Raw genomic sequence first — 19,552 nt, forward strand, 5'->3', positions numbered from 1 at the left:
TTGAATTGTACACTGCCCTGTCTAGTACTGTCACACCATGTCGTTCATGCGATGCTGGTGTCACCCTCGACGTGTTATCCTCGGCTAGAGAATTCGCGTTCCGAACGCGCTCGCGGTGAGTTCGGCCGCGAGTGACGCGGTCTCGTTTCGCTCGTCGAGGATCGGATTCACCTCGACGACGTCCATCGACCGGACGACGTCCTCGCGGTCGTTTCTGCTGGCGATCGTCTCGAGTGCCGCGTGGGCCTCGCGGTAGGTTACGCCGCCGCGGACGGGGGTACCGACACCGGGTGCGGCCCGTGGATCGAGCCAGTCGAGGTCGAGACTGAGGTGAACGCCGTCGGTGCCGTCGGTGGCGACGGCCAGTGCCTCCTCGACGACGCTTGTCACGCCGCGATCGTCGATGTCGGCCATCGTAAACGCCGTGACGTCGCTGTCCCGGAGCAGTTCGCGCTCCCGGTCGTCGAGGCTCCGGAGACCGACGTACGCAATCGACTCCTCACTCACGGTCGGCGCGTGCGCCCACGCCATGGACTCGGCTCCCTCACGACCAAGTACGGCACCGAGTGACATCCCGTGGACGTTCCCGCTGGGTGAGGTCTGGGGCGTGTTCAGGTCCGCGTGGGCGTCGAACCAGATCACTCCGATCGTCGCATCTCGAGCCGAGCCGTTCATCGACCCGATCGCAAGGGAATGGTCACCACCGAGGACGAGTGGGAAGGCACCCTCGGTGAGTGCGGCCGCGACTTCGTCGGCGAGACGAGTGCAGACCGACTCGATCTCCCGGAGGAACTTGGCGTTTCCACGGTCTGGTTGGCTCGCGTCCGGATCGCGTTCTTCGGCCCGCGGGACGAACAGATCGCCCGCGTCGACCGGTTCGACGCCCGCACGCTCGAGTTCGTCGCTCAGGCCAGCATAGCGGATCGCGGAGGGGCCCATGTCGACACCTCGCCGATTCGCGCCGAAGTCCATCGGGACGCCGATGATCCGAACGATCGTCATCGACCAGGTGTACGAGGGCCACGGATTTGGTCGTACCGGGACGAACGACCGGGGGATCGAACTCGGCACCGTCCCAGCGACAGGTTTAGGGTTAGACGAATCTAATTGCAGACGATGATGCTGAGCGACGTGATGGAAGACTACCTCAAAGCCATCTACCAGCTCCAGCGAGAGCGTGACGACCGGATCAAGACCTCCGAAATCGCCGACGAGCTGGACGTCACGTCGCCGACGGTCACCAGCATGGTCGAGAAGCTCGAGGATCGCGAACTGGTCGACCGAGAAAAGTACCGCGGCGTCACCCTCACCGAGGAAGGCGAGACCGTCGCCCTCGAGGTGATCCGCCACCACCGACTGCTCGAGGCCTACCTCACCGAGCACCTCGATTACGACTGGTCGGAAGTCCACGACGAGGCCGACCGCCTCGAACACCACATCAGCGAGGACTTCGAGGCCCGCGTCGCGGACGTCCTCGGCGAGCCCGAGGTCGATCCCCACGGCTCGCCGATTCCAGGCGCCGACCTCGAGCCGCCGGAGCGAACCGACGACGATCCCGTCTCGGAGTTTGCCGAGGGTGACACTGTCGTCGTCGAGGAGGTCGCCGACCACGACGCAGAGATTCTCTCGTATCTCGCAGACCACGGCGTCGAGCCGGGAGTCGAACTCGAGATCGTGGAGGTCGCGCCGTTCGGAATGGTGACCGCTCGGCCAGCCGACTCGGAGGAAACGGTCTCGCTCCCGGAGACGGTCGCCCACCACGTCCGGGTCGGTCGCGTGAGTCCTGCTGAAGTCGAATCGTGAGCAGACCGGCCCGTTGCAACGGGATTCTGGGATGTGAACCGAGGATTTAGACACGCTCTAGTGGCGTCTGTGGCTGGAAAGGTATAAGTTTAGACGCGTCTAATACACTCGTAATGAGAACGCTATTCGATCTTCGACTGACGGTGGGTGGTGACGAATGAGTCGGCGCGTGCTGTCCGATCTTCCACGGTGGGTGCTGGCGCTCGGCCCAATCGCAATCCTCGTTGCCGTCTTCGCCGTCCTCTATTTCACGTCTCCGTTCGGAACTCTCGACTCGGTTGGCGACGCGAGCACGCTCGAGATCCTCTGGATGCTGACGATCATCGGCTCCATCGCGGGGATCATCCCCGTCGCGATCGGGATGCTCTGGTTCCCGTTTATCCGCGATCTTGAGACGCGCTATCTCCACGCATTCCTCGCGCTGGCAGCCGGTGTGCTGGCGTTCATCGCCCTCGAGATGACCGAGGACATGATATTCGACTACGGCGTCAACGTCGAGAACACGGCACTGGCCGCATCGGCCGTGATCGTCGGCGTCGGTGGCACGTTCGCCGTGATGTACGCTGCGAGTCAGTGGCGCCAGCGAAAGATGACCGCAACCGACAAGAGCGGCCTCGAGATTGCCTACCTCGTCGCGTTAGCGCTCGGTCTCCACAGTATCGGTGAGGGACTTGGAATCGGTGTCGCCTACATCAACGAGGATCCGACACTGCTGATGTTGCTCGTGCTCGCGTTCATCATGCACAACGTGATGGAGGGGCCGACAGTGGTCGCCGCCGTCGCGCGCGACCGGAAAACGCCACCCCTGCGTCACTTCGCTGCTATGGGCGTCATCGCGGGCGGCCCCGTCATCCTCGGGGGCTGGATCGGGAGTTTCGCCCAGTCTGACCTGCTCGCCGTCCTGTTCTTCGCGATCGCAATCGGCGCGATCTTGCAGGTGCTCATCGAAGTCGCAGACCTCATCCGGTTCGACGCGGAGGCCATCCTCACGCGGATCAACGCCGCCACCTTCGCCGTCGGCTTCGTGCTCATGTTCCTCCTCGAGGACGTCCTCACGGAGGTGCTCCTCGAGGGGTGGCTGTTCGCCGGCTGACGACGAACTCGTCGTCGCGCGGGCCCTCTCCGCTCGATTCGACCGGCCACTCCACGTCGTCGACCGCGTTGCTGACGTTCGCCCAACAGTTCACCCGGTCACTGGGCATTTCTATCGACTTCCCCGTCGGTGATTTTACGGGCTCGAACGTCAGAACCGGTTCCACTGGGAATTGCCAGCAACCGGGAGTGGTAACCCGTCGGGTTTAAGGAATCCAAATACGAATAATTCGCTATGTCATCGATCGAATTGACCCCGAGTCAAAAAAAGATTCTCCGCGCATTGACGAATCTCCACAAGGAGTCCGAAGACGCCATCAAAGGTGAAGACATCGCCGATCAGGTCGACCGCAACCCCGGGACGATTCGCAATCAGATGCAGAGTCTCAAAGCACTGCAACTCGTAGAGGGTGTCCCCGGCCCCAAGGGTGGATACAAACCGACCGCGGCCGCCTACGAGGCCCTCGAGATCCAGCAGATGGACGACCCGGCGTCGGTCCCGATCCAGCACGAAGGCGAACCCGTCGAGGACGTCATCGTCGAGGAAATCGACCTCTCGAGCGTCCACCATCCGGAACTCTGCCGCGCAGAGATCCACCTGCAGGGAACGATCGGCTCGATCAGCGAGGACGATTCGGTCATCGTCGGTCCGACCCCGCTCTCGAAGCTCGTCGTCGAAGGGAGCGTCGACGGCAAGGACGACACGAACAACATCCTCATCTTGCGCATCGACGACATGGTCGCTCCCGCCGAAGAGCCCGAGCACTGAGAGTCGCCCGACCGACTCGCTCGACGCACTGCCGCCGTAGACGTCTCTGACGGTCGTTTTCTCAGCTTCTCCGCGTAATGCTCACCGGAAGTTCGCTTCGCCTTCGAGTCCGTACCACACGAGGCAGTCCCGGGAACGTCGGCTTCTCTCGAGTGCCCTGCTGTACTGTGGCGGAATTCGAACCGTCGAAACCGTTGCCAACGGAGTTACTGCGTCGAAAACGAGTCTCCGTCAGTCGTCGTCGCTGGTGTCGGCGTCGCCGTCCTCGTCTGCGGCCATCGACGCAGCCGGAATCGTGTCCACGCTCGCGACTGCGTCGCCGGCTTCGACGTCCATGACGATGACGCCCTTGGTGTTCCGACCGACGGTCGAAACTTCGTCGACGCGCGTGCGAACGATCTGTCCGTTTTCGCTCATCAACACGAGGTGGTCGTCGTCGTCGACGGCCTTCACGGCCGTCACCGGGCCGTTTCGTTCGTCGGTCTTGATGTCGATCAGTCCTTTCCCGTACCGCGACTGGGTGCGGTACTCACTGAGGACCGTCCGTTTCCCGTACCCGTTCTGCGTGACGGTGAGCAGCGCCCGCCCGTCCTCCTCGTCGGTCGCGACCAGCCCCGCGACGGCGTCGCCAGCCTCCAGATCGATGCCGTTGACACCGCGTGCGGTTCGCCCCATCGCACGGGCTTCGGTCTCGTCGAACCGGATGGTCATCCCGCCCTCGGTGGCGATCACGAGGTCGGTGGTCCCGTCGGTCACTTCGACGTCGACCAGTGCGTCGCCGTCCTCGAGCGAGGCAGCGATCTTGCCGTTGGACTGGATGCGTTCGAACTCCTCGCCCGCGGTGCGTTTGACGTAGCCGTGCTTGGTGACCATCGTGACGAACTCGTCGTCGTCGAACGTGTCGGTGTCGACGACGGCGGTGATCTCCTCGCCGTCGTCTAGGTCGAGGATGTTGACGGCCGACTTCCCGCGAGCGGTCCGGCCCATCTCCGGGATCTCGTAGGTCTTGAGCCGGTAGACTTTGCCCTGGTTGGTAAAGCAAAGCAGGTAGTCGTGGGTGTTCGCCCGGAAGACTGCCGAGACGCGGTCGCCTTCCTTGACGTCCGCGCCGATGATGCCCTTGCCGCCGCGACCCTGGGGGTCGAACCGGGAGATGGGCATCCGCTTGACGTAGTCGTCTTCGGTCATGACGACGAACACCTCCTCCTCGGGGATGAGGTCCTCGTGGGTGACCGTGCCCTCGTCCTCGATGATCGAGGTGCGCCGATCGTCGTCGTATTCGGCGTCGATCTCGCGTAGTTCCTCCTTGATGACGCCGAGCAGTTCCTCCTCGCTCTCGAGGATGGTCCTCAGGCGTTCGATCTCGGCCTGAACCTCCTCGTACTCGGCTTCGATCTCGGCGGCCTCCATCGAGGTGAGACTGCCGAGTTGCATCCGGACGATGTGATCGGCCTGGTCGGACGAGAAGTCGAACTCCGTCTGAAGAGCTTCTTTGGCCTCCGTCCGGTTCTCGCAGTTGCGGATGAGTTCGACCACGTCGTCGACGTTGTCGAGTGCTTTCAGCCGCCCTTCGAGAATGTGGGCCCGGTCTTCGGCTTCCTCGAGGTCGTATTCGCTTCGCCGGCGGACGACCTCCCGGCGGTGGGCGACGTACTCCTCGAGGGTCTCTTTGAGCGAGAGAACCCGGGGCTGGCCGTCGACCAGCGCGAGGTTGATGATGCCGAACGTTCGCTCGAGGTGATTCTCGAGCAGGCGGTTCTTGACGATCTCGGTGTTCGCGCCGCGTTTGAGTTCGACGACGATACGCACGCCGTCGCGATCGGACTCGTCACGCAGGTCCGAAATACCGTCGATCTCGCCCTCGTTGACGTCGTCTGCGATGCGTTCGACGAGGCGGGCCTTGTTGGTCTGGAACGGGAGTTCGGTGATGACGATGCGTTCGCGGCCCGATTTCCACTCTTCGACCTCGAACTCCGCGCGCACGCGAAGTCGGCCGCGGCCAGTCTTGTAGGCCTTGTAGATGGCGTCCCGGCCGACGATGTTTGCGCCAGTGGGGAAGTCCGGGCCCTTGACGTGTTCCATCAGCTCCTCGACGGTCGCGTCGGGATTGTCGATGAGTTCGATGGTAGCGTCGATTACCTCACCGAGGTTGTGCGGCGGGATGTTCGTCGACATCCCGACGGCGATTCCCGACGATCCGTTGACAAGCAGGTTCGGGAACGCTGCTGGCAGGACGTCGGGCTCTTGCAGACGGTCGTCGTAGTTCGAGGAGAAGTCGACGGTGTCTTTGTCGATGTCCTCGAGCAGTTCCTCGGCGATGGCGGCCATCCGGGCCTCTGTGTATCGCTGGGCTGCAGGCGGGTCGCCGTCCATCGAGCCGAAGTTCCCCTGCCCGTCGACGAGGGGATAGCGCATCGAGAAGTCCTGTGCCATCCGGACGAGCGTGTCGTAGATCGCGCTGTCGCCGTGTGGGTGGAAGTCACCCATCGTCTCGCCGACGATCGATGACGATTTGCGATGGCTGGAACCGCTCGTAACGCCCATTTCGTGCATCGCGTAGAGGATGCGTCGGTGGACGGGTTTGAGCCCGTCTTCGACGCGCGGGAGCGCACGACCTGCGATGACGCTCATCGCGTAGTCGATGTAGCTCTGTTCCATCTCCTCTTCGATGCGGACGTTTTCGACTGTCCGTGCCTCTATATCGGTCGGATCGGGTACGTCTGAACTCATGTAGTTACTTCGCCTCGAATCCTCAGATGTCGATCCACTCGGCTTCCGGCGCGTTCTCCTTGATGAACTGCTTGCGCGGTTCGACCGCATCGCCCATCAACACCGAGAACATCTTGTCCGCCGCAGCGGCGTCCTCGACGGTGATCTGTTTGAGGATGCGGTTTTCGGGATTCATCGTCGTCTCCCAGAGCTGCTCGGGGTTCATCTCGCCGAGACCCTTGAACCGCTGGACCTGCGACGGGTTGCCGTTGCACTTCTCCGCGACGATTTCGTCGCGTTCGGCGTCGGTCATCGCGTCGTAGGTCTCCCCGCGGTAACGAATCCGGTACAGCGGGGGCTGGGTCGCGTAGACGTAGCCACCCTCGAGCAGCGGGCGCATGTGCCGGTAGAAGAACGTCAGCAGCAGGGTCCGGATGTGTGCCCCGTCGACGTCGGCGTCTGTCGCCATGATGATCTTCTGGTAGCGGACGTCCTCGACGTCGAACTCGTCGCCGATCCCCGCGCCGATGGCGGTGATCATGTTGCGAATCTCGTCGTTCTCCAGGATCCGATCGAGGCGGTGTTTCTCGACGTTCAGGATCTTCCCCTTGATCGGGAGAACGGCCTGAAACTCGGGGTTTCGAGCCTGTTTGGCGCTACCGCCTGCGGAGTCACCCTCCGCGATGAAGATCTCGGCTTCCTCGGGATCTTTGGTCTGACAGTCCGCGAGTTTGCCCGGCAGGGAGGTCGACTCGAGTGCGGACTTCCGGCGAGTCAGCTCTTCTGCCTTCTTCGCCGCCATCCGGGCTTTCGCGGCCTCGACGGCCTTCAGGATGATCGCCTGTGCCGTGTCGGGGTGTTCCTCGAAGTAGGTGCCCAGACCCTCGTGGACGGCGCTCTCGACGATGCCCCGGACCTCGCTGTTGCCGAGTTTCGTCTTGGTCTGGCCCTCGAACTGCGGGTCGGGGTGTTTGACCGAGATGACCGCAGTCAGCCCCTCGCGGATGTCTTCGCCCGTGAGGTTCTCGTCGAGATCCGACAGCAGGTCGTTGTCGTTCGCGTAGTCGTTGACGACTCTGGTGAGGGCGGTCTTGAAGCCCGTGAGGTGGGTGCCGCCCTCGCGGGTGTTGATGTTGTTCGCGAAGGCGTGGATCGACCCCTGCAGCTCCTCAGTGGCCTGCATCGCGACCTCTACCTGGATGTTCTGGTCTTCGTCTTCGAAGTAGATGACGTCGGCGTGCATCGCCGAGCGCGTCTCGTTTAAGTACTCGACGAACTCTCGGATGCCGCCTTCGTACTCGTAGGTCTCCTCGACCGGTGGATCGTCGTCGTGTGCGTCCGGTCGTTCGTCCCGGAGCGTGATGGCCACGCCGGAGTTGAGGAAGGCGAGTTCGCGCAGGCGGTTCGAGAGCGTCGAGAACGTGAAGCTGTCTGCCTCGAAGATACCCGTGTCGGGCCAGAACCGGATCTGGGTCCCGTTCGATTCACCGGACTCCATGTCGCGGACTCGCTCCATGTCGCCGTCGGGTTCACCCTGCTCGAAACGGTGGCGAAAGACCCCACCGTCGCGTTTGACCTCGACCTCGAGTTCCGCGGAAAGGGCGTTGACCACCGAGACGCCGACGCCGTGGAGCCCACCGGAGACCTGGTAGGACTTGTTGTCGAACTTTCCGCCCGCGTGCAGCACAGTCAGGATCACCTCGAGTGCGGGGCGGTCGTACTCGTCGTGGGTGTCGACGGGGATACCGCGACCGTCGTCGGCGACGCTCACCGACTCGTCCTCGTGGATGGTGACGGTGATGTCGTCGCAGTGACCGGCCAGCGCCTCGTCGATCGAGTTGTCCACGACCTCGTAGACCAGGTGGTGGAGACCTCGAGAGTCAGTAGAGCCGATGTACATCGCGGGCCGTTTGCGGACGGCCTCCAGGCCCTCTAAGACCTGGATCTGTCCGGCACCGTACTCGCTTTCCTGGGACATGTAAAACCTGTTTTCGGGTAGTGGACGGGGACTAATAAAAGTTCACGTACGCGCGCGAGCGCGAGCGCGAAATGCCGGGCCAGAGTCTGATATCGGACCGTCGAAAAACGAAGCGAGAGACCAGGTTCGGCCGTCTACGTCCAGAGTCCGAGGACCTCGCCTGTGGCGTCAGAGGAACCGGAACGTCTCGAGGTTCTTCGGTGCGAACGTTCGCATGTTGTAGTCGTGGTAGAGGGCCGAGGAGAGGTCCTGGACGGAGCGTTCGTCGCCGTGGACACAGAGGACTTTCTCGGGGCGGGGATTCATCGTCTTCACGAAGTTCTCGAGTCCGGCCCGGTCTGCGTGACCGGAGAAGCCGTCCACGGTCTCGACGTTGACGTTGAGCGAGAGGGTGCCACGGCCGTTGTCGCCGTTGACGGGACCGATCTCACTGGTCGGGATCTCGTCCCAGCCGCTCTGGATGCGCCGTCCGAGGGTTCCCTGCGCCTGGTATCCCGCGAAGAGCAGTGTCGAGTCCGGGTCGGGGCCGATGTGGCCGAGCCAGGACATGATCGGACCGCCGGTGACCATCCCCGAGGTCGAGAGGATGATACAGGGGTCGCCGTCGGCCACGTCCTGGCGTTCTTCCTCGCCACCGTCGATGTGGTTGAACTGCTCGGCGAGGAACGGGTTCTCGTCTTCGTGGAAGATGCGGTCCCGGAGATCGTCCCGGAGGTACTCGGGATAGGTCGTGTGGATGGCCGTCGCCTCCCAGATCATCCCGTCCAGGTGGACCGGCATCGTCGGAATGTCACCGGAGCGCATCGCCTCCTCCAGGACGAGCATGAGTTCCTGTGATCGACCGACCGCGAACGCGGGGATGAGCGTCTTGCCGCCCCGTTCGGCGGTCTCCCTGACGACTTGCTTGAGCTTCTCCTCGGAGTCTTCCTGATCGGTCTGGTAGTCGTTGCGCCCGCCGTAGGTCGACTCGAGGACGAGCGTCTCTACCCGCGGGAAGTCGTTGACCGCGCCGTTGAACAGGCGGGTGTCCTCGTAGTGGATGTCGCCGGAGAAACAGACGTTGTAGAGGCCGTCGCCGATGTGGAAGTGCGAGACGGCGGAGCCGAGGATGTGACCCGCGTTGTGGAAGGTGAGTTTAACGTCCGGCGCGATGTCGGTGACGTCGCCGTACTCGAGCGGGATGCAGTGTTTGATCGCCTCGCGGACCTGTTCGGACTCGTACGGCGGTGTGCGTCCCTCTTTCGCTGCGACGTCGAGGTAGTCGAGAGTCAGCAGGCCCATCAGGTCGCGGGTTGGCTCGGTACAGTAGATCGGGCCGTCGTAGCCGTACTTGAACAACAGCGGGATGAGCGCGGAGTGGTCGAGGTGAGCGTGGGTGAGGACGACGGCGTCGATCGTCTGTGGGCCGGCACCGAGAGCCTCGGGGGCGTGCAGGTACGGCACTTCGCCTTCTGCGCCGGGTTTGTCGCCGCAGTCGATGAGAATGCGCGTCTCGGGCGTCGAGAGGATGAACGACGCACGACCGACCTCGCGACAGCACCCGAGCGTCGAGATGCGGACGTACTCGTCGTCGGACATCTCCTCACGGTGGATCTGTCGACCGACCCTCTCCAGAATGTCTCGCCGCTCGTCGCGTTCTTGCTTGAGGAAGCTCCGAACGTTCGAGACTGTCGAGGACTCGATCGGTGGCGTCCGGACGACTTCGGGCGTCCAGCCGACGTTCTTGGTGATGTCACGGAGCGTCGAGCCGTGGCGGCCGATGACCATCCCCGGCTTCTCGGCCTCGATGACGACCTCACCGGTGTCGGCGTGGAAGTCGAGGTCGGTGACGCCCGCTTCGTCGGGAATTACCTGAAGAATTTCTTCGCGAGCCTGTTCCGGCGTGGAAAGCGCACTCGGGTCTGGACGGACCGTAATGCGCTTTCGAAACTTGCTCGCGAGTTTCCGAACGAGGTCACCCTGGTTCGCGAACTTCTTCGGGTCGCGCGTGTAAACGACGAGTTCGGGGCCTTCGTACTTCACCGAGGAGACCGAGATATCGCCCGGTAACTCCTGCGTGATCTTTGCTTTCAAATCGTCAAGTTGCTGCTCTACAGTGCTCATAGTAGCCGAATCTGGCGTGCGTGAACTCGCCTCTGAGAGGGATCGTCTGGCGGAACGGCTGTCGTCGTCAGACTGTACAGAACGCCGAACACAGCGGAATCGACCGCCGGAACAGGTGCGTCTGTCGATGCGACGACTCGAATCCGGATCATCTGTCTCTCCGTTCGCCGTGTGACGACCGCTCCCAGGGTGGAGTGTCCTGATCTGTGCGGGACAATTCCAGAGAGAACCCGCTTACCTGACGCTATTTGTTGCGGGGTATAAAAGCCTTCGCAAAAGCAAGGGCATTCGGTGACGAACCGGCCATTCGAGCAGTATGTTACTCACACCCGAGCGCGTTCGAACGGAACGAGACTGGATCGCAGACCGTGCAGATCGCGTCGTCCCGGTGATCAACGACGTCAGAGACGACCTCGGAACGATCTTCGAGACCGACGTCGACGACGTGACCGAAGTCCAGTACCGCGCGGAGGTCGACGCCGTCTTCGCCGACGGTGATCTGGCGGTCAACGTCGCCGCGCTGGTCGCACTCCTGCGCGACCTCGACGTCGAGGGCGACTATCCCGGATTCGTCGTCGACGAACTCCTCGGCCGCGAACTCGCCGCGACGATCGCCGGCTCCCAGCCACTTCGTACCCTCGGCGAGGCGACGTTCCACTACGCAGACCTGCAGGTCCACGGTCAACCGGACGAACCAGCCGGCGTCGACGACCTCGAGGCGGCGCTCGCGGCTGGATTTCAGGAGCGACTACCGGGCTGGGACTGGACCGAACGGGAGAGCCCATTCTCACCCGCCCGTGGCGACCAGACCCACGAATAAACGAGAGTGTAGGGTCTTCAGCCCTGTTCTTCGACCTGTTCTTGCAGCTCTTCCTCGAGTGCTTCTTCGTCCATCTCGTCGGGGTCGGGCTGGGCGGCCATGGCCTCCTGGGCCTCGACATATTCCTGACTCGGAAGCAAGGCGCTGACCGCACCGTCGTTGAGTTGAGCGACCAGCGCTTCGGCGTCGCCGTCGACGAGGAAGGCTCCCTGGTCGGGCATCGACGCTTCGACGTGATAGGCGTCTGCGTCCGCTGCGGTCGACTGGAACGAATCGGCGAGGTCGTCGATGATCTCCATCTGACGCCGTTGCATCTCCTGTTGGGCCTGCATCTGGTCGAGTTCGCCCGCTTCGACCTGTTCGACGATCTCGGCTTCGATTTCGGCGAGTTCGTCGGGGTCGGGCTGGACGAGTGCGGTGAGCGCCGTGTCGCTTACGTCATCGGGGTCGATCTCGTCGCCGTCCCCCTGTTCCTGGGGGGTCTCGGGTTCAGAACCGTCGTCGGTCGATGGTTGCAGATCACTACAGCCAGCGACCGAAGCCGCTGCACCAGCCGTCGCCAGTTGGAGGAACCGACGACGATTCTGGATTCGTTTCATTACGTCCCGGCCTCGACACTCCGCACGAATAAGCCTTTCCGACGTTCTTCGTTACCGATACAGATCAGGGTCGTCGAGGGCTCTCGAAACCACCTGTGCCATCCCCCGCTGCCTCCAGTCAACGCCACTTACTATCAGTTTACGCGAGTTGCCATCAGTTTGGCACCTCACGGGAGTCCGGCACGTCGGATGGACGTGGTCGAGTCGTTTTTCCCCACCCGCGGAGAACGATCGATCGTGTCCAGCTCCGACGAGACCCGACCCGGTGACCGGGCGACCACCGTGAGCCTCGAGTCTCCCACACTTGCGACCGCCCACGAGGCTATCGTCGATGCACTCGATCACGGCGCGCTCTGCACGGTGGTCGGTCGCTGTCGGGTCGACGGCTCGGAATCGATCGAGAGGCCGGCTCCGACCCGCGTCTGCGTGTTCAAACCCGATGGAACCGCCCTCGTTCACGGACTCGAGGGGCGGAGTCCGCTCGCGACGTCGGGCACGGGAGGTGCGTTCACGGTGTGCCTCGAGTCGGATCGCCTCGTCGTCGAGCGGGACCAGAAATCAGTTCGATCGTCTTCGAGTCGGCGTTCGGAGACGTTCTGCGTTCGGGTCGAGACGGTCCTGCACGTGAACGTCGTCGAAACGGACGAACGAGACGAACCGCCCGAGGCCGAGACGACTCGACAGACACACGGCGAGTCCCCGACCGAAGCCGACCTCCGACACCGGCTCCTCGAGGCTCCCGACCTGCTCGAGCCCGGCTTCACGCCGCTGGCGACGGAACGGCGGACTTCCGCGGGTCCGGTCGACGTCTACGGCGAGGACGCTGCCGGTCGCACCGTCGTCGTCGAACTCAAGTCCCGCCGCGCTGGACCGGACGCGGTGAGCCAGCTTCGGCGGTACGTCGACGCCCTCGATCGTGACCTCCACGCCGAGACGACCGTTCGTGGCGTTCTCGTCGCCCCCTCCGTCACGTCTCGCGCGGATCGCCTGCTCGCCCGGTACGGCCTCGAGTTCGTCGCGCTCGAGGGATCGACCGACGCCGACGGTTCCGCCTAATCGTCGCCGTGACCGCCGCGGGAGTCCTCGCGTACACGTCGGGCAGGTCCCCGGGCGTCGACGACGTCGCGTCGGCACGCGCCTCGACGGCACCGACCCTGGTGAGTTCCTGTTGACATCCTCCCGCGCCTAAAGACGCGGGAATCCCACGGCACCGCACCGCTGAGTTGGGATATTAGGGTTTGCAGTCTACCACTTGTTCCCTCGGTGAGAATCCGTGGGACAAGTCATGAAGGTAGACTCCGGGCTGTGCCAACCAGCCGGTACTCCTATCCTCGCCCAAACTGGCCGAAGACTCGGAGTTACGTTGGTTCAACTCGAGACGGATGTTCTCCGCCCCGTTCACATCGGCGTTGAACGCCGCATCGCACGACTCACAGACGTACAATCCACGTTCGACGCGCTGACTATCATCTTCTCTACCGCAGACACAACACGTCTTACTCGTGTCGCGCTCAGATACTTCCACGACTTTGATTCCCTCGACTTTTGCTTTGTAGGTGAGAATCTTCGTGAAGCGGTCGAACGCCCACCCGTGCAGGTCAAGGTTACCGTGCTTTCCCCAGTTCTTCGACTCGCCATTTTCATCCTCGCGGACACCATCTAAGTCACCGACGTTGATTTGGCCAACACCGTTCTTGACACACCGCTGGACGATGTGTTTGGCGAGACTGTGAAAGAAGTGGGTGCGGCGCTCCGACCACTTGTGATGAAGTCGTGTGGCTTCATCGCCACCAGAATCGTCGCACTTGGCAATCTCCTTTGGGAAGTAGTACCCATCTTGCTTCAAGCGATTGCCGGGGTACAGGTCTGCTTCCTCGGTGCTGTAGGCAACCGCCGCAAAGTTGCTGATGCCGAGGTCGACACCCGCTGTCTCGGTTCCGGGTGCGTTGGGTGTCTCGATCTCGTCTTTACACACGAGGTGAAGTTCCCATCGCTTCTTCGCTTTGTCGTAGACAGCACGAACCTGTTGTACGTTCTCGACGCTGATGTCGGGGCGAGTTTCGTATTCGACAAGGATGTACTCCCATGCTTTCGGGTGTTCCTTGTGATTCGCACCCTTTGACAGACGAATACGGTTGTTCTTCGTGTCGTGTTTGATGCCGTTTTGCTTCCACGTCACCGTCGAACGCGGGTGCTCTTCGTGGACGCGGTTGCCGTCGTTGTCGTAGTAGTTTTTCTTGCGGTAGCCGGGAGGATTCGCTCGACAGTCTGACTTCCTCTTCCCATACCACGAGTTGAAGCTTTCAGCGAGCTCTTCCAGAACGCGCTGACTGGACTGAGAGTGCAGTCCCTTGTATTTTGGATGGCTCTTCAACTCATTTTTCAGGTCGCCGTGGTCGGGGATCTCCCCGGTTTCCTCCCACACGTTGCGGGAGTGGTAGTTAGCGACGTTCCAGAGCTTGCTGGCGCTCCACCCGTGACGGTCAAGCGAGTCTGCAACCTGTGAATGGTTGCGGATTTTCGCTCTGTACGTCCGGTGAATGTCCAGCATTGTGGAACGTCTCTATAAGTGGTTATATTGATTTGAAAGGTAAATGTTGTTGTTAGCGTGGAATATCCAGCAGTAGTGTAGCCGGTGGATTGTTGCTCACCGTGTCGGCTTCATCACCCGCCTGTTCGTCACTCGGTTCCGACGACTGTCGGAACCCTCCCTCCTCACGGGAAGGCGGGTGTATTCGCCTTAGAATTCTATAAGCGAGTGCGCCGACGAGAACCGCGGTCCCGGCCGATGCCGCGTAGGGGGCAATCGGTGCGGCAACGAGGAGTCCGATCAGGTAGACTACGGCCCAGACTCCAGCGAGGAAGCCGACCACGACGAGCGCGAGCAACAGAATCGAGCCGGACATCCGGAGCGTCAGCGCCCAGTCTGCGCTCGAGCCCACCGCAAGGACGCCGAGTGCGGAGCAGACGGCGACCGACGCTGCGAGGGCGAAGACGACCGTGTCGCGATGCTCGAGGCAACGGCCGTTCCGACAGGGACCGAGAGCACGCCAGTGACGACGAGCCAGACGGTGAGCGGGAAGGCGACTGCAGCGCCGAGAAATCCGAGCAGGTGGACGGACCGCTCGAGTGAGAGGCGTCTCGACCTGCCGTCACCACGCGCGAGGGCAACGTACGCGACGACGAACAGGGGTCCCGATCGAGAGCACTGTCGCCCCCGGGAGCGATCGCCCGGTCCCGAGGACGGCCGCCCAGAGACGTCCAAATCCGACCAGCGAGACCCCTGCGACGAGAACCGTAGCGATCACGAATCCAGGGATACCGGTGATGGTTCTGGAGACACTGTGGGCGGCGCTCGAGTGTGCCATCAGCGTACTCGCGAGTTATTAGCCAACGTACATAACTCGTGTGGACTGGGCTATCCCCCGTCACGTTTCTCGTTTTCGCGCACCGGGACGAGGACGACGATGTATTCACCGACCCGAAAGATGAGCCGGGCGCGAGTTCACTCCTCGAGCAGTCGCTTCAGCCGATCGAGTTCGGTCAGGGCCTCGACGGGCGTGAGCCGTGCGACGTCGACCGCCCGGAGTTCGGCCGCGACGTCCGTCGGGTCGTCGCCGCCGTCGGAGGCCGCTCGAGTGGTCGTCGCCGATTCCCCGTCGGCATCGGCCGACGGAGTCGCGAAGTCGTGCTCGGCGTCGGTCCGGTCGTCATCGTCGGCGGCCTCCGCGACCAGCGCTCGAGCCCGTTCGACGACCGGGTCGGGGACGTCCGCCGCGCTCGCGACCTCGACGCCGTAGGAGCCAGTCGCCGCTCCCGGGGCAACCTCGTGGTCGAACGTGACCTCGCCGTCGACCCGGTCGACGTCGAAGTGGAGGGTGAACGCGCTCTCGAGGTCCGCCGCCAGTTCGGTCAGCGGGTGGTGGTGGGTCGCAAAGAGCGTCGTCGCGCCGACGTCGTCGTGGACGTACTCGGTGATCGCTCGGGCGATGGCCAGTCCGTCGGCGGTAGAGGTGCCGCGGCCGACCTCGTCGAGCAGGACGAGCGAGCGGTCGTCGGCCTCCCGGAGGATGGTCGCGAGTTCGTCCATCTCGACCATGAACGTCGAGCGGCCGCCCGCGATGTCGTCGCTCGCGCCGACGCGGGTGAAGATCCGATCGACCGGCGTCAGCCGGGCCGATCTGGCCGGGACGAAGCTGCCGATCTGCGCGAGGATCACGATCAGGGCGACCTGTCGCATGTACGTCGACTTGCCTGCCATGTTCGGGCCCGTGACGATCGCGACCCGTCGATCCGGTGACAACCTGGCGTTGTTCGGCACGAACGACTCCTGTGTGCGTTCGACGACGGGGTGGCGTCCCCTCTCGATCTCGATCTCGAGGCCGCCCCCGTCGCCCGCCTCAGCGGTGCCATCCGCACTGCTCCCACCAGCGACGATCTCGGGTCGACTGTAGCCGTGTTCGGCAGCGACGGTCGCGAGCGAGACGAGCGCGTCGAGTGTCGCCAGCGCCTCCGCGAGCGACTGTACCCGTTCGACCTCGTCGGCGACCGACCGGCGGACCTCACAGAAGAGTTCGTACTCGCGTTCGTCTGCGCGCTCTTCGACGCTGACGATCTCGTCCTCGCGGGCCTTGAGTTCGGGTGTGACGAACCGTTCTGCGTTCTTCAGCGTCTGACGGCGCTCGTAGTCGTCGGGGACGGCTTCGAGGTTCGGCTTCGTCACCTCGATGTAGTAGCCGTGGACCGCGTTGTAGTCGACTTTCAGCGAGTCGATCCCGGTTCGTTCGCGTTCGTCGTCCTCGAGATCGTCGATCCAGCGTTTGCCCTCGCGGGCGGTCGACCGTAACTCGTCGAGGGTCTCGTCGTAGCCCGCGGCGACGATGCCGCCCTCGGTGATCTCGATCGGCGGCGCTTCGACGATCGACTCCTCGATCAACTCCCGGACGTCCTCGAGCGGATCGAGCGCGTCGTGAAGCCGACAGAGCCGGTCACAGTCGGCGTCCTCGAGTTCTTCCCTGATTGCCGGAACCACGGCAAGGGTATCACGGAGCGACCGCAGGTCGCGGGCGTTCGCTCGCTCTCGAGAGATCCGGCCGATGAGCCGCTCGAGGTCGTAGACGTCCCGGAGGAGGTCGTGCAGTCGTTCGCGAGTCTGGACCGCTCCTGTCAGTTCCTCGACGGCGTCCAGCCGCGCCTCGATTCGCTCGGGCTCGAGCAGCGGCCGTCGAATCCAGCCGCGAAGTGTGCGGCCACCGAGAGCGCTCGCCGTCTCGTCGAGGACGCCCACGAGCGTCGCGTCCGCGCGGCCGTGGACCGCCCGCGGATCGAACAGCTCGAGGCTCCGCAGGGCGACGGCGTCGAGCAGAAGGTACTCGCGGGGATCGTAGCGCGTGAGCCGGGTAATGTACTCGAGGCGGGCCTCTTCGGGGGCTGTGAGTCGAGGGTCGGCAGCGCGGACGTGGTCGTCGCCGGCGTCGGCGTTGGAATCGTCGTCATCGGCCGGCTCACCACGTTCACCTTCGTGCGCCCCGCCTCTGACGTATTCAGCGTAGGCGAGGACCGCACCGCAGGCGCGGATCTCGGCCTCGCTCGCGAGCATGGCGTCGGGATTGCGGACGTACGCCGCGAGTTTCTCGCGGGCCCACTCCGGATCGAAGGCCTGCTCGGTGAACGGCGTCACCATGCACTCGCCGGTGAGCAGGTTCGTCGGCGCGTCGGGGCCGACGACGGCCTCTGCCGGGTCGAAGCGGCTGATCTCGTCGGCGATCGACTCCCGCGAGCCGGAACTGGTCGCGAGGAAGTCGCCGGTCGAGACGTCGAGCAAGGCGAGGGCGAGTTCGGCGTTCGGTTTCTCCGCCCCAGACTCGTCACCAGACCCGCGGGCCAGCGCCGCGACGAAGTTGTTGTCCGCGCTCGAGAGGAGTTCGTCCTCGGTGAGCGTTCCGGGAGTGATCACCCGCGTGACGGCTCGTTCGACGACGCCGCTTGTCTCGCCGGGTTCTTCGACCTGATCGGCGATCGCCACCCGGTAGCCGGCCTCGAGCAGGGTTTCGATGTAGGACTCGGCGTTGTCGATGGGAATGCCGGACATCGGGTACTCGCCGGTCGAGTCCTCGCGCTTGGTGAGGGTAATCTCGAGCAGGCGAGCGGTCCGTTCGGCAGCCTCACAGAAGGTCTCGTAGAAGTCCCCGACCTGGAAGAGCACGAGCGCGTCGTCGTAGCGCGCACAGAGGTCGTGGTACTGCGCCATCATCGGCGTCAGTTCGTCGCGTTTCTCGGCCATCGCATCTGGCGGGCCAAGCGCCGGGTCCATAGTCGTTTGTGAACCCGACGCCGGATGCGGAAATACCTTGCTGGTCGAGTGGACACACGAGTTCGAAAGAACTGACCGCGGACGGTGGGAAGCCGGTAGCGAGTAGCCGAGCGGGGTCGACTGCTCCTGACTGACCACGAGTTCTCCCGGCTCCCACCGGACAGGCGCTCGCCGTATCGAGCGCCGGGTCGTCGTAAGGGGTGATAGTCACGTGGTGATCCGGTTCGAGGAACCGAATCGACCACGATCACCTCTCACCGTTCGAAAACGTAAACACGCTCGAGTATTCCACAAACGTGAGAATTTCGAGCCGCTAGTGTCAGGTCTCGAAGTATCGGTCGGCGTGGGCCCCACACCCCGGGTTGAACGATGCATCACAGGAGGGACACGCGTACTCGCTCTCGAGGTATTCGGGACCCGTCAGTTCGGTCTCGCAGACCCCACACAGCACCGAGGGCTCGTCGAAGCGGGCGCGCGGCCACGGGACGGCGTCGTGATCTGCGACGGCCTCGTGGCAGCGGTAGCAGGGATAGTATCGGTCACAGCAGGCAAGCCGGAAGGCGACGACGTCGCGGTCGGTGTGGTAGTGGGCACAGCGCGTCTCGGGGCCGACGTCGACACCGTGGACGGATCGCTCACTCACGGTCGCTCGAGAACGAGTGTGCCCTCGAGTGACGTGGTGGTTTCGATCCGTGAGCCGAGAGGTCGCCAGTGCTCTTCGTGGGCGTCATCGGCGCACCTCTCGGAGCCGGCGGTGCCATCTCACTCGGTGACGGCCGTATCACCGAGTCACTCGAAGGCTGCCGTATCGCCGCGCCGGTAGCGATCGAGGCGGCGGTAGCCGTGGACGGTGGCGTCTTCGTCGAGTTCGACCTCGTACCGCCCCATCACGTCCTGGGTGTCCGGGACCGATCGACGTTCGATCACGTCGACGATCGCGCGCCAGCCATCTTCCGTGGGAACGATTTCGGTCACGCTGTCGAACTCCTGCCCGATGAGTTCGCCCGCCGTCGCCTCGACCGTTCGGCGAACCGCGAGGACGCCCTCGATCGACTCGTCGGCGTCGACGTCCTCGTCTGCGTCGACGCTCTCCGGGTCGGTCTTCTCCTCGGCTGTCATGTCGACGCCGTCGAGACTCCGGCTTCGGTGCTGGGATTCCTGTTCGGCCTCGTCGGACTGGGCCTCCGATTCGTGCTCGGACTCCGATTGTGCTGATTCTGTCTCTGTTTCACTCACTGTCGGATCACTCTCGTCGTGCTGGAAGCAAAACCCGCCCTCGGTGGCTGGCCGCGAGCAGCGCTCTCCGCTCTCGGTGAGCGCTACACACTGATCGGTCGAGTCGTTGGTGTCGGCTTCGGCCATTGCC

15 protein-coding genes are annotated in these 19,552 nt (G+C 63.5%); 5 read left to right on the forward strand and 10 right to left on the reverse strand.

Going from position 1 to position 19,552, the window contains the following annotated elements; all coding sequences use genetic code 11:
* Window positions 1-84: 84 nt before the first annotated feature.
* Window positions 85-1,002 (reverse strand): arginase, encoded by a 918-nt coding sequence (gene rocF, locus B1756_RS00775; protein ID WP_086886808.1) that lies wholly within the window; start codon window positions 1,000-1,002, stop codon window positions 85-87.
* Window positions 1,003-1,116: 114 nt separating this feature from the next.
* Between rocF and B1756_RS00780 the strand changes: the two genes are divergently transcribed.
* The 3 genes from B1756_RS00780 (at window position 1,117) to B1756_RS00790 (ending at window position 3,664) form a co-directional block, all read left to right on the forward strand.
* Window positions 1,117-1,803, forward strand: coding sequence for a metal-dependent transcriptional regulator (locus B1756_RS00780; RefSeq protein ID WP_086886809.1), 687 nt, complete (start codon window positions 1,117-1,119; stop codon window positions 1,801-1,803).
* 157 nt (window positions 1,804-1,960) lie between these two features.
* A complete protein-coding gene (locus B1756_RS00785) occupies window positions 1,961-2,896 on the forward strand; it encodes a ZIP family metal transporter (RefSeq protein ID WP_086886810.1) in 936 nt (311 codons plus the stop codon).
* A 234-nt stretch (window positions 2,897-3,130) separates the two neighbouring features.
* On the forward strand, window positions 3,131-3,664 hold the full coding sequence (locus B1756_RS00790) for an Rrf2 family transcriptional regulator (RefSeq protein ID WP_086886811.1): 534 nt from the start codon (window positions 3,131-3,133) through the stop codon (window positions 3,662-3,664).
* A 231-nt stretch (window positions 3,665-3,895) separates the two neighbouring features.
* On the opposite strand, the gene gyrA is transcribed toward B1756_RS00790, so the two are convergent.
* The 3 genes from gyrA to B1756_RS00805 all read right to left on the reverse strand — a co-directional run bounded on the left by gyrA (window position 3,896) and on the right by B1756_RS00805 (window position 10,454).
* Window positions 3,896-6,394 (reverse strand): DNA gyrase subunit A, encoded by a 2,499-nt coding sequence (gene gyrA / locus B1756_RS00795; RefSeq protein ID WP_086886812.1) that lies wholly within the window; start codon window positions 6,392-6,394, stop codon window positions 3,896-3,898.
* A gap of 22 nt (window positions 6,395-6,416) precedes the next feature.
* On the reverse strand, window positions 6,417-8,351 hold the full coding sequence (gene gyrB, locus B1756_RS00800) for a DNA topoisomerase (ATP-hydrolyzing) subunit B (protein ID WP_086886813.1): 1,935 nt from the start codon (window positions 8,349-8,351) through the stop codon (window positions 6,417-6,419).
* Between the two features lie 168 nt (window positions 8,352-8,519).
* Entirely contained in the window at window positions 8,520-10,454 is a 1,935-nt protein-coding gene (locus tag B1756_RS00805) for a beta-CASP ribonuclease aCPSF1 (RefSeq protein ID WP_086886814.1), read from the reverse strand.
* Between the two features lie 316 nt (window positions 10,455-10,770).
* On the opposite strand from B1756_RS00805, the gene B1756_RS00810 reads away from it, so the two are divergent.
* On the forward strand, window positions 10,771-11,274 hold the full coding sequence (locus B1756_RS00810; protein WP_086886815.1) for a DUF7984 family protein: 504 nt from the start codon (window positions 10,771-10,773) through the stop codon (window positions 11,272-11,274).
* A gap of 17 nt (window positions 11,275-11,291) precedes the next feature.
* Here the strand turns inward: B1756_RS00810 and B1756_RS00815 are convergent, their stop codons facing one another.
* On the reverse strand, window positions 11,292-11,873 hold the full coding sequence (locus tag B1756_RS00815; RefSeq protein WP_086886816.1) for a twin-arginine translocation signal domain-containing protein: 582 nt from the start codon (window positions 11,871-11,873) through the stop codon (window positions 11,292-11,294).
* Window positions 11,874-12,110: 237 nt separating this feature from the next.
* Between B1756_RS00815 and nucS the strand changes: the two genes are divergently transcribed.
* On the forward strand, window positions 12,111-12,929 hold the full coding sequence (gene nucS, locus B1756_RS00820) for an endonuclease NucS (RefSeq protein WP_228434428.1): 819 nt from the start codon (window positions 12,111-12,113) through the stop codon (window positions 12,927-12,929).
* Window positions 12,930-13,104: 175 nt separating this feature from the next.
* On the opposite strand, the gene B1756_RS00825 is transcribed toward nucS, so the two are convergent.
* From B1756_RS00825 to gvpO, 5 genes are all read right to left on the reverse strand, one after another.
* Window positions 13,105-14,424: an RNA-guided endonuclease InsQ/TnpB family protein gene (locus B1756_RS00825; RefSeq protein WP_086886818.1), complete on the reverse strand. Its 1,320-nt coding sequence runs from the start codon at window positions 14,422-14,424 to the stop codon at window positions 13,105-13,107.
* 52 nt (window positions 14,425-14,476) lie between these two features.
* A complete protein-coding gene (locus tag B1756_RS00830) occupies window positions 14,477-14,815 on the reverse strand; it encodes a hypothetical protein (protein WP_161493134.1) in 339 nt (112 codons plus the stop codon).
* Window positions 14,816-15,378: 563 nt separating this feature from the next.
* Window positions 15,379-18,186, reverse strand: a complete 2,808-nt coding sequence (gene mutS / locus B1756_RS00835; RefSeq protein ID WP_086886820.1) for a DNA mismatch repair protein MutS — start codon at window positions 18,184-18,186, stop codon at window positions 15,379-15,381.
* Between the two features lie 319 nt (window positions 18,187-18,505).
* Window positions 18,506-18,829, reverse strand: coding sequence for a CHY zinc finger protein (locus tag B1756_RS00840; protein ID WP_086886821.1), 324 nt, complete (start codon window positions 18,827-18,829; stop codon window positions 18,506-18,508).
* 146 nt (window positions 18,830-18,975) lie between these two features.
* Complete coding sequence (gvpO, locus tag B1756_RS00845) at window positions 18,976-19,548, reverse strand: gas vesicle protein GvpO, halophile-type (protein WP_086886822.1); 573 nt, start codon at window positions 19,546-19,548, stop codon at window positions 18,976-18,978.
* Window positions 19,549-19,552: the final 4 nt, after the last annotated feature.

The sequence above is a fragment of the Natrarchaeobaculum aegyptiacum genome (genome assembly GCF_002156705.1).
Classification (GTDB): Archaea; Halobacteriota; Halobacteria; order Halobacteriales; family Natrialbaceae; genus Natrarchaeobaculum; species Natrarchaeobaculum aegyptiacum.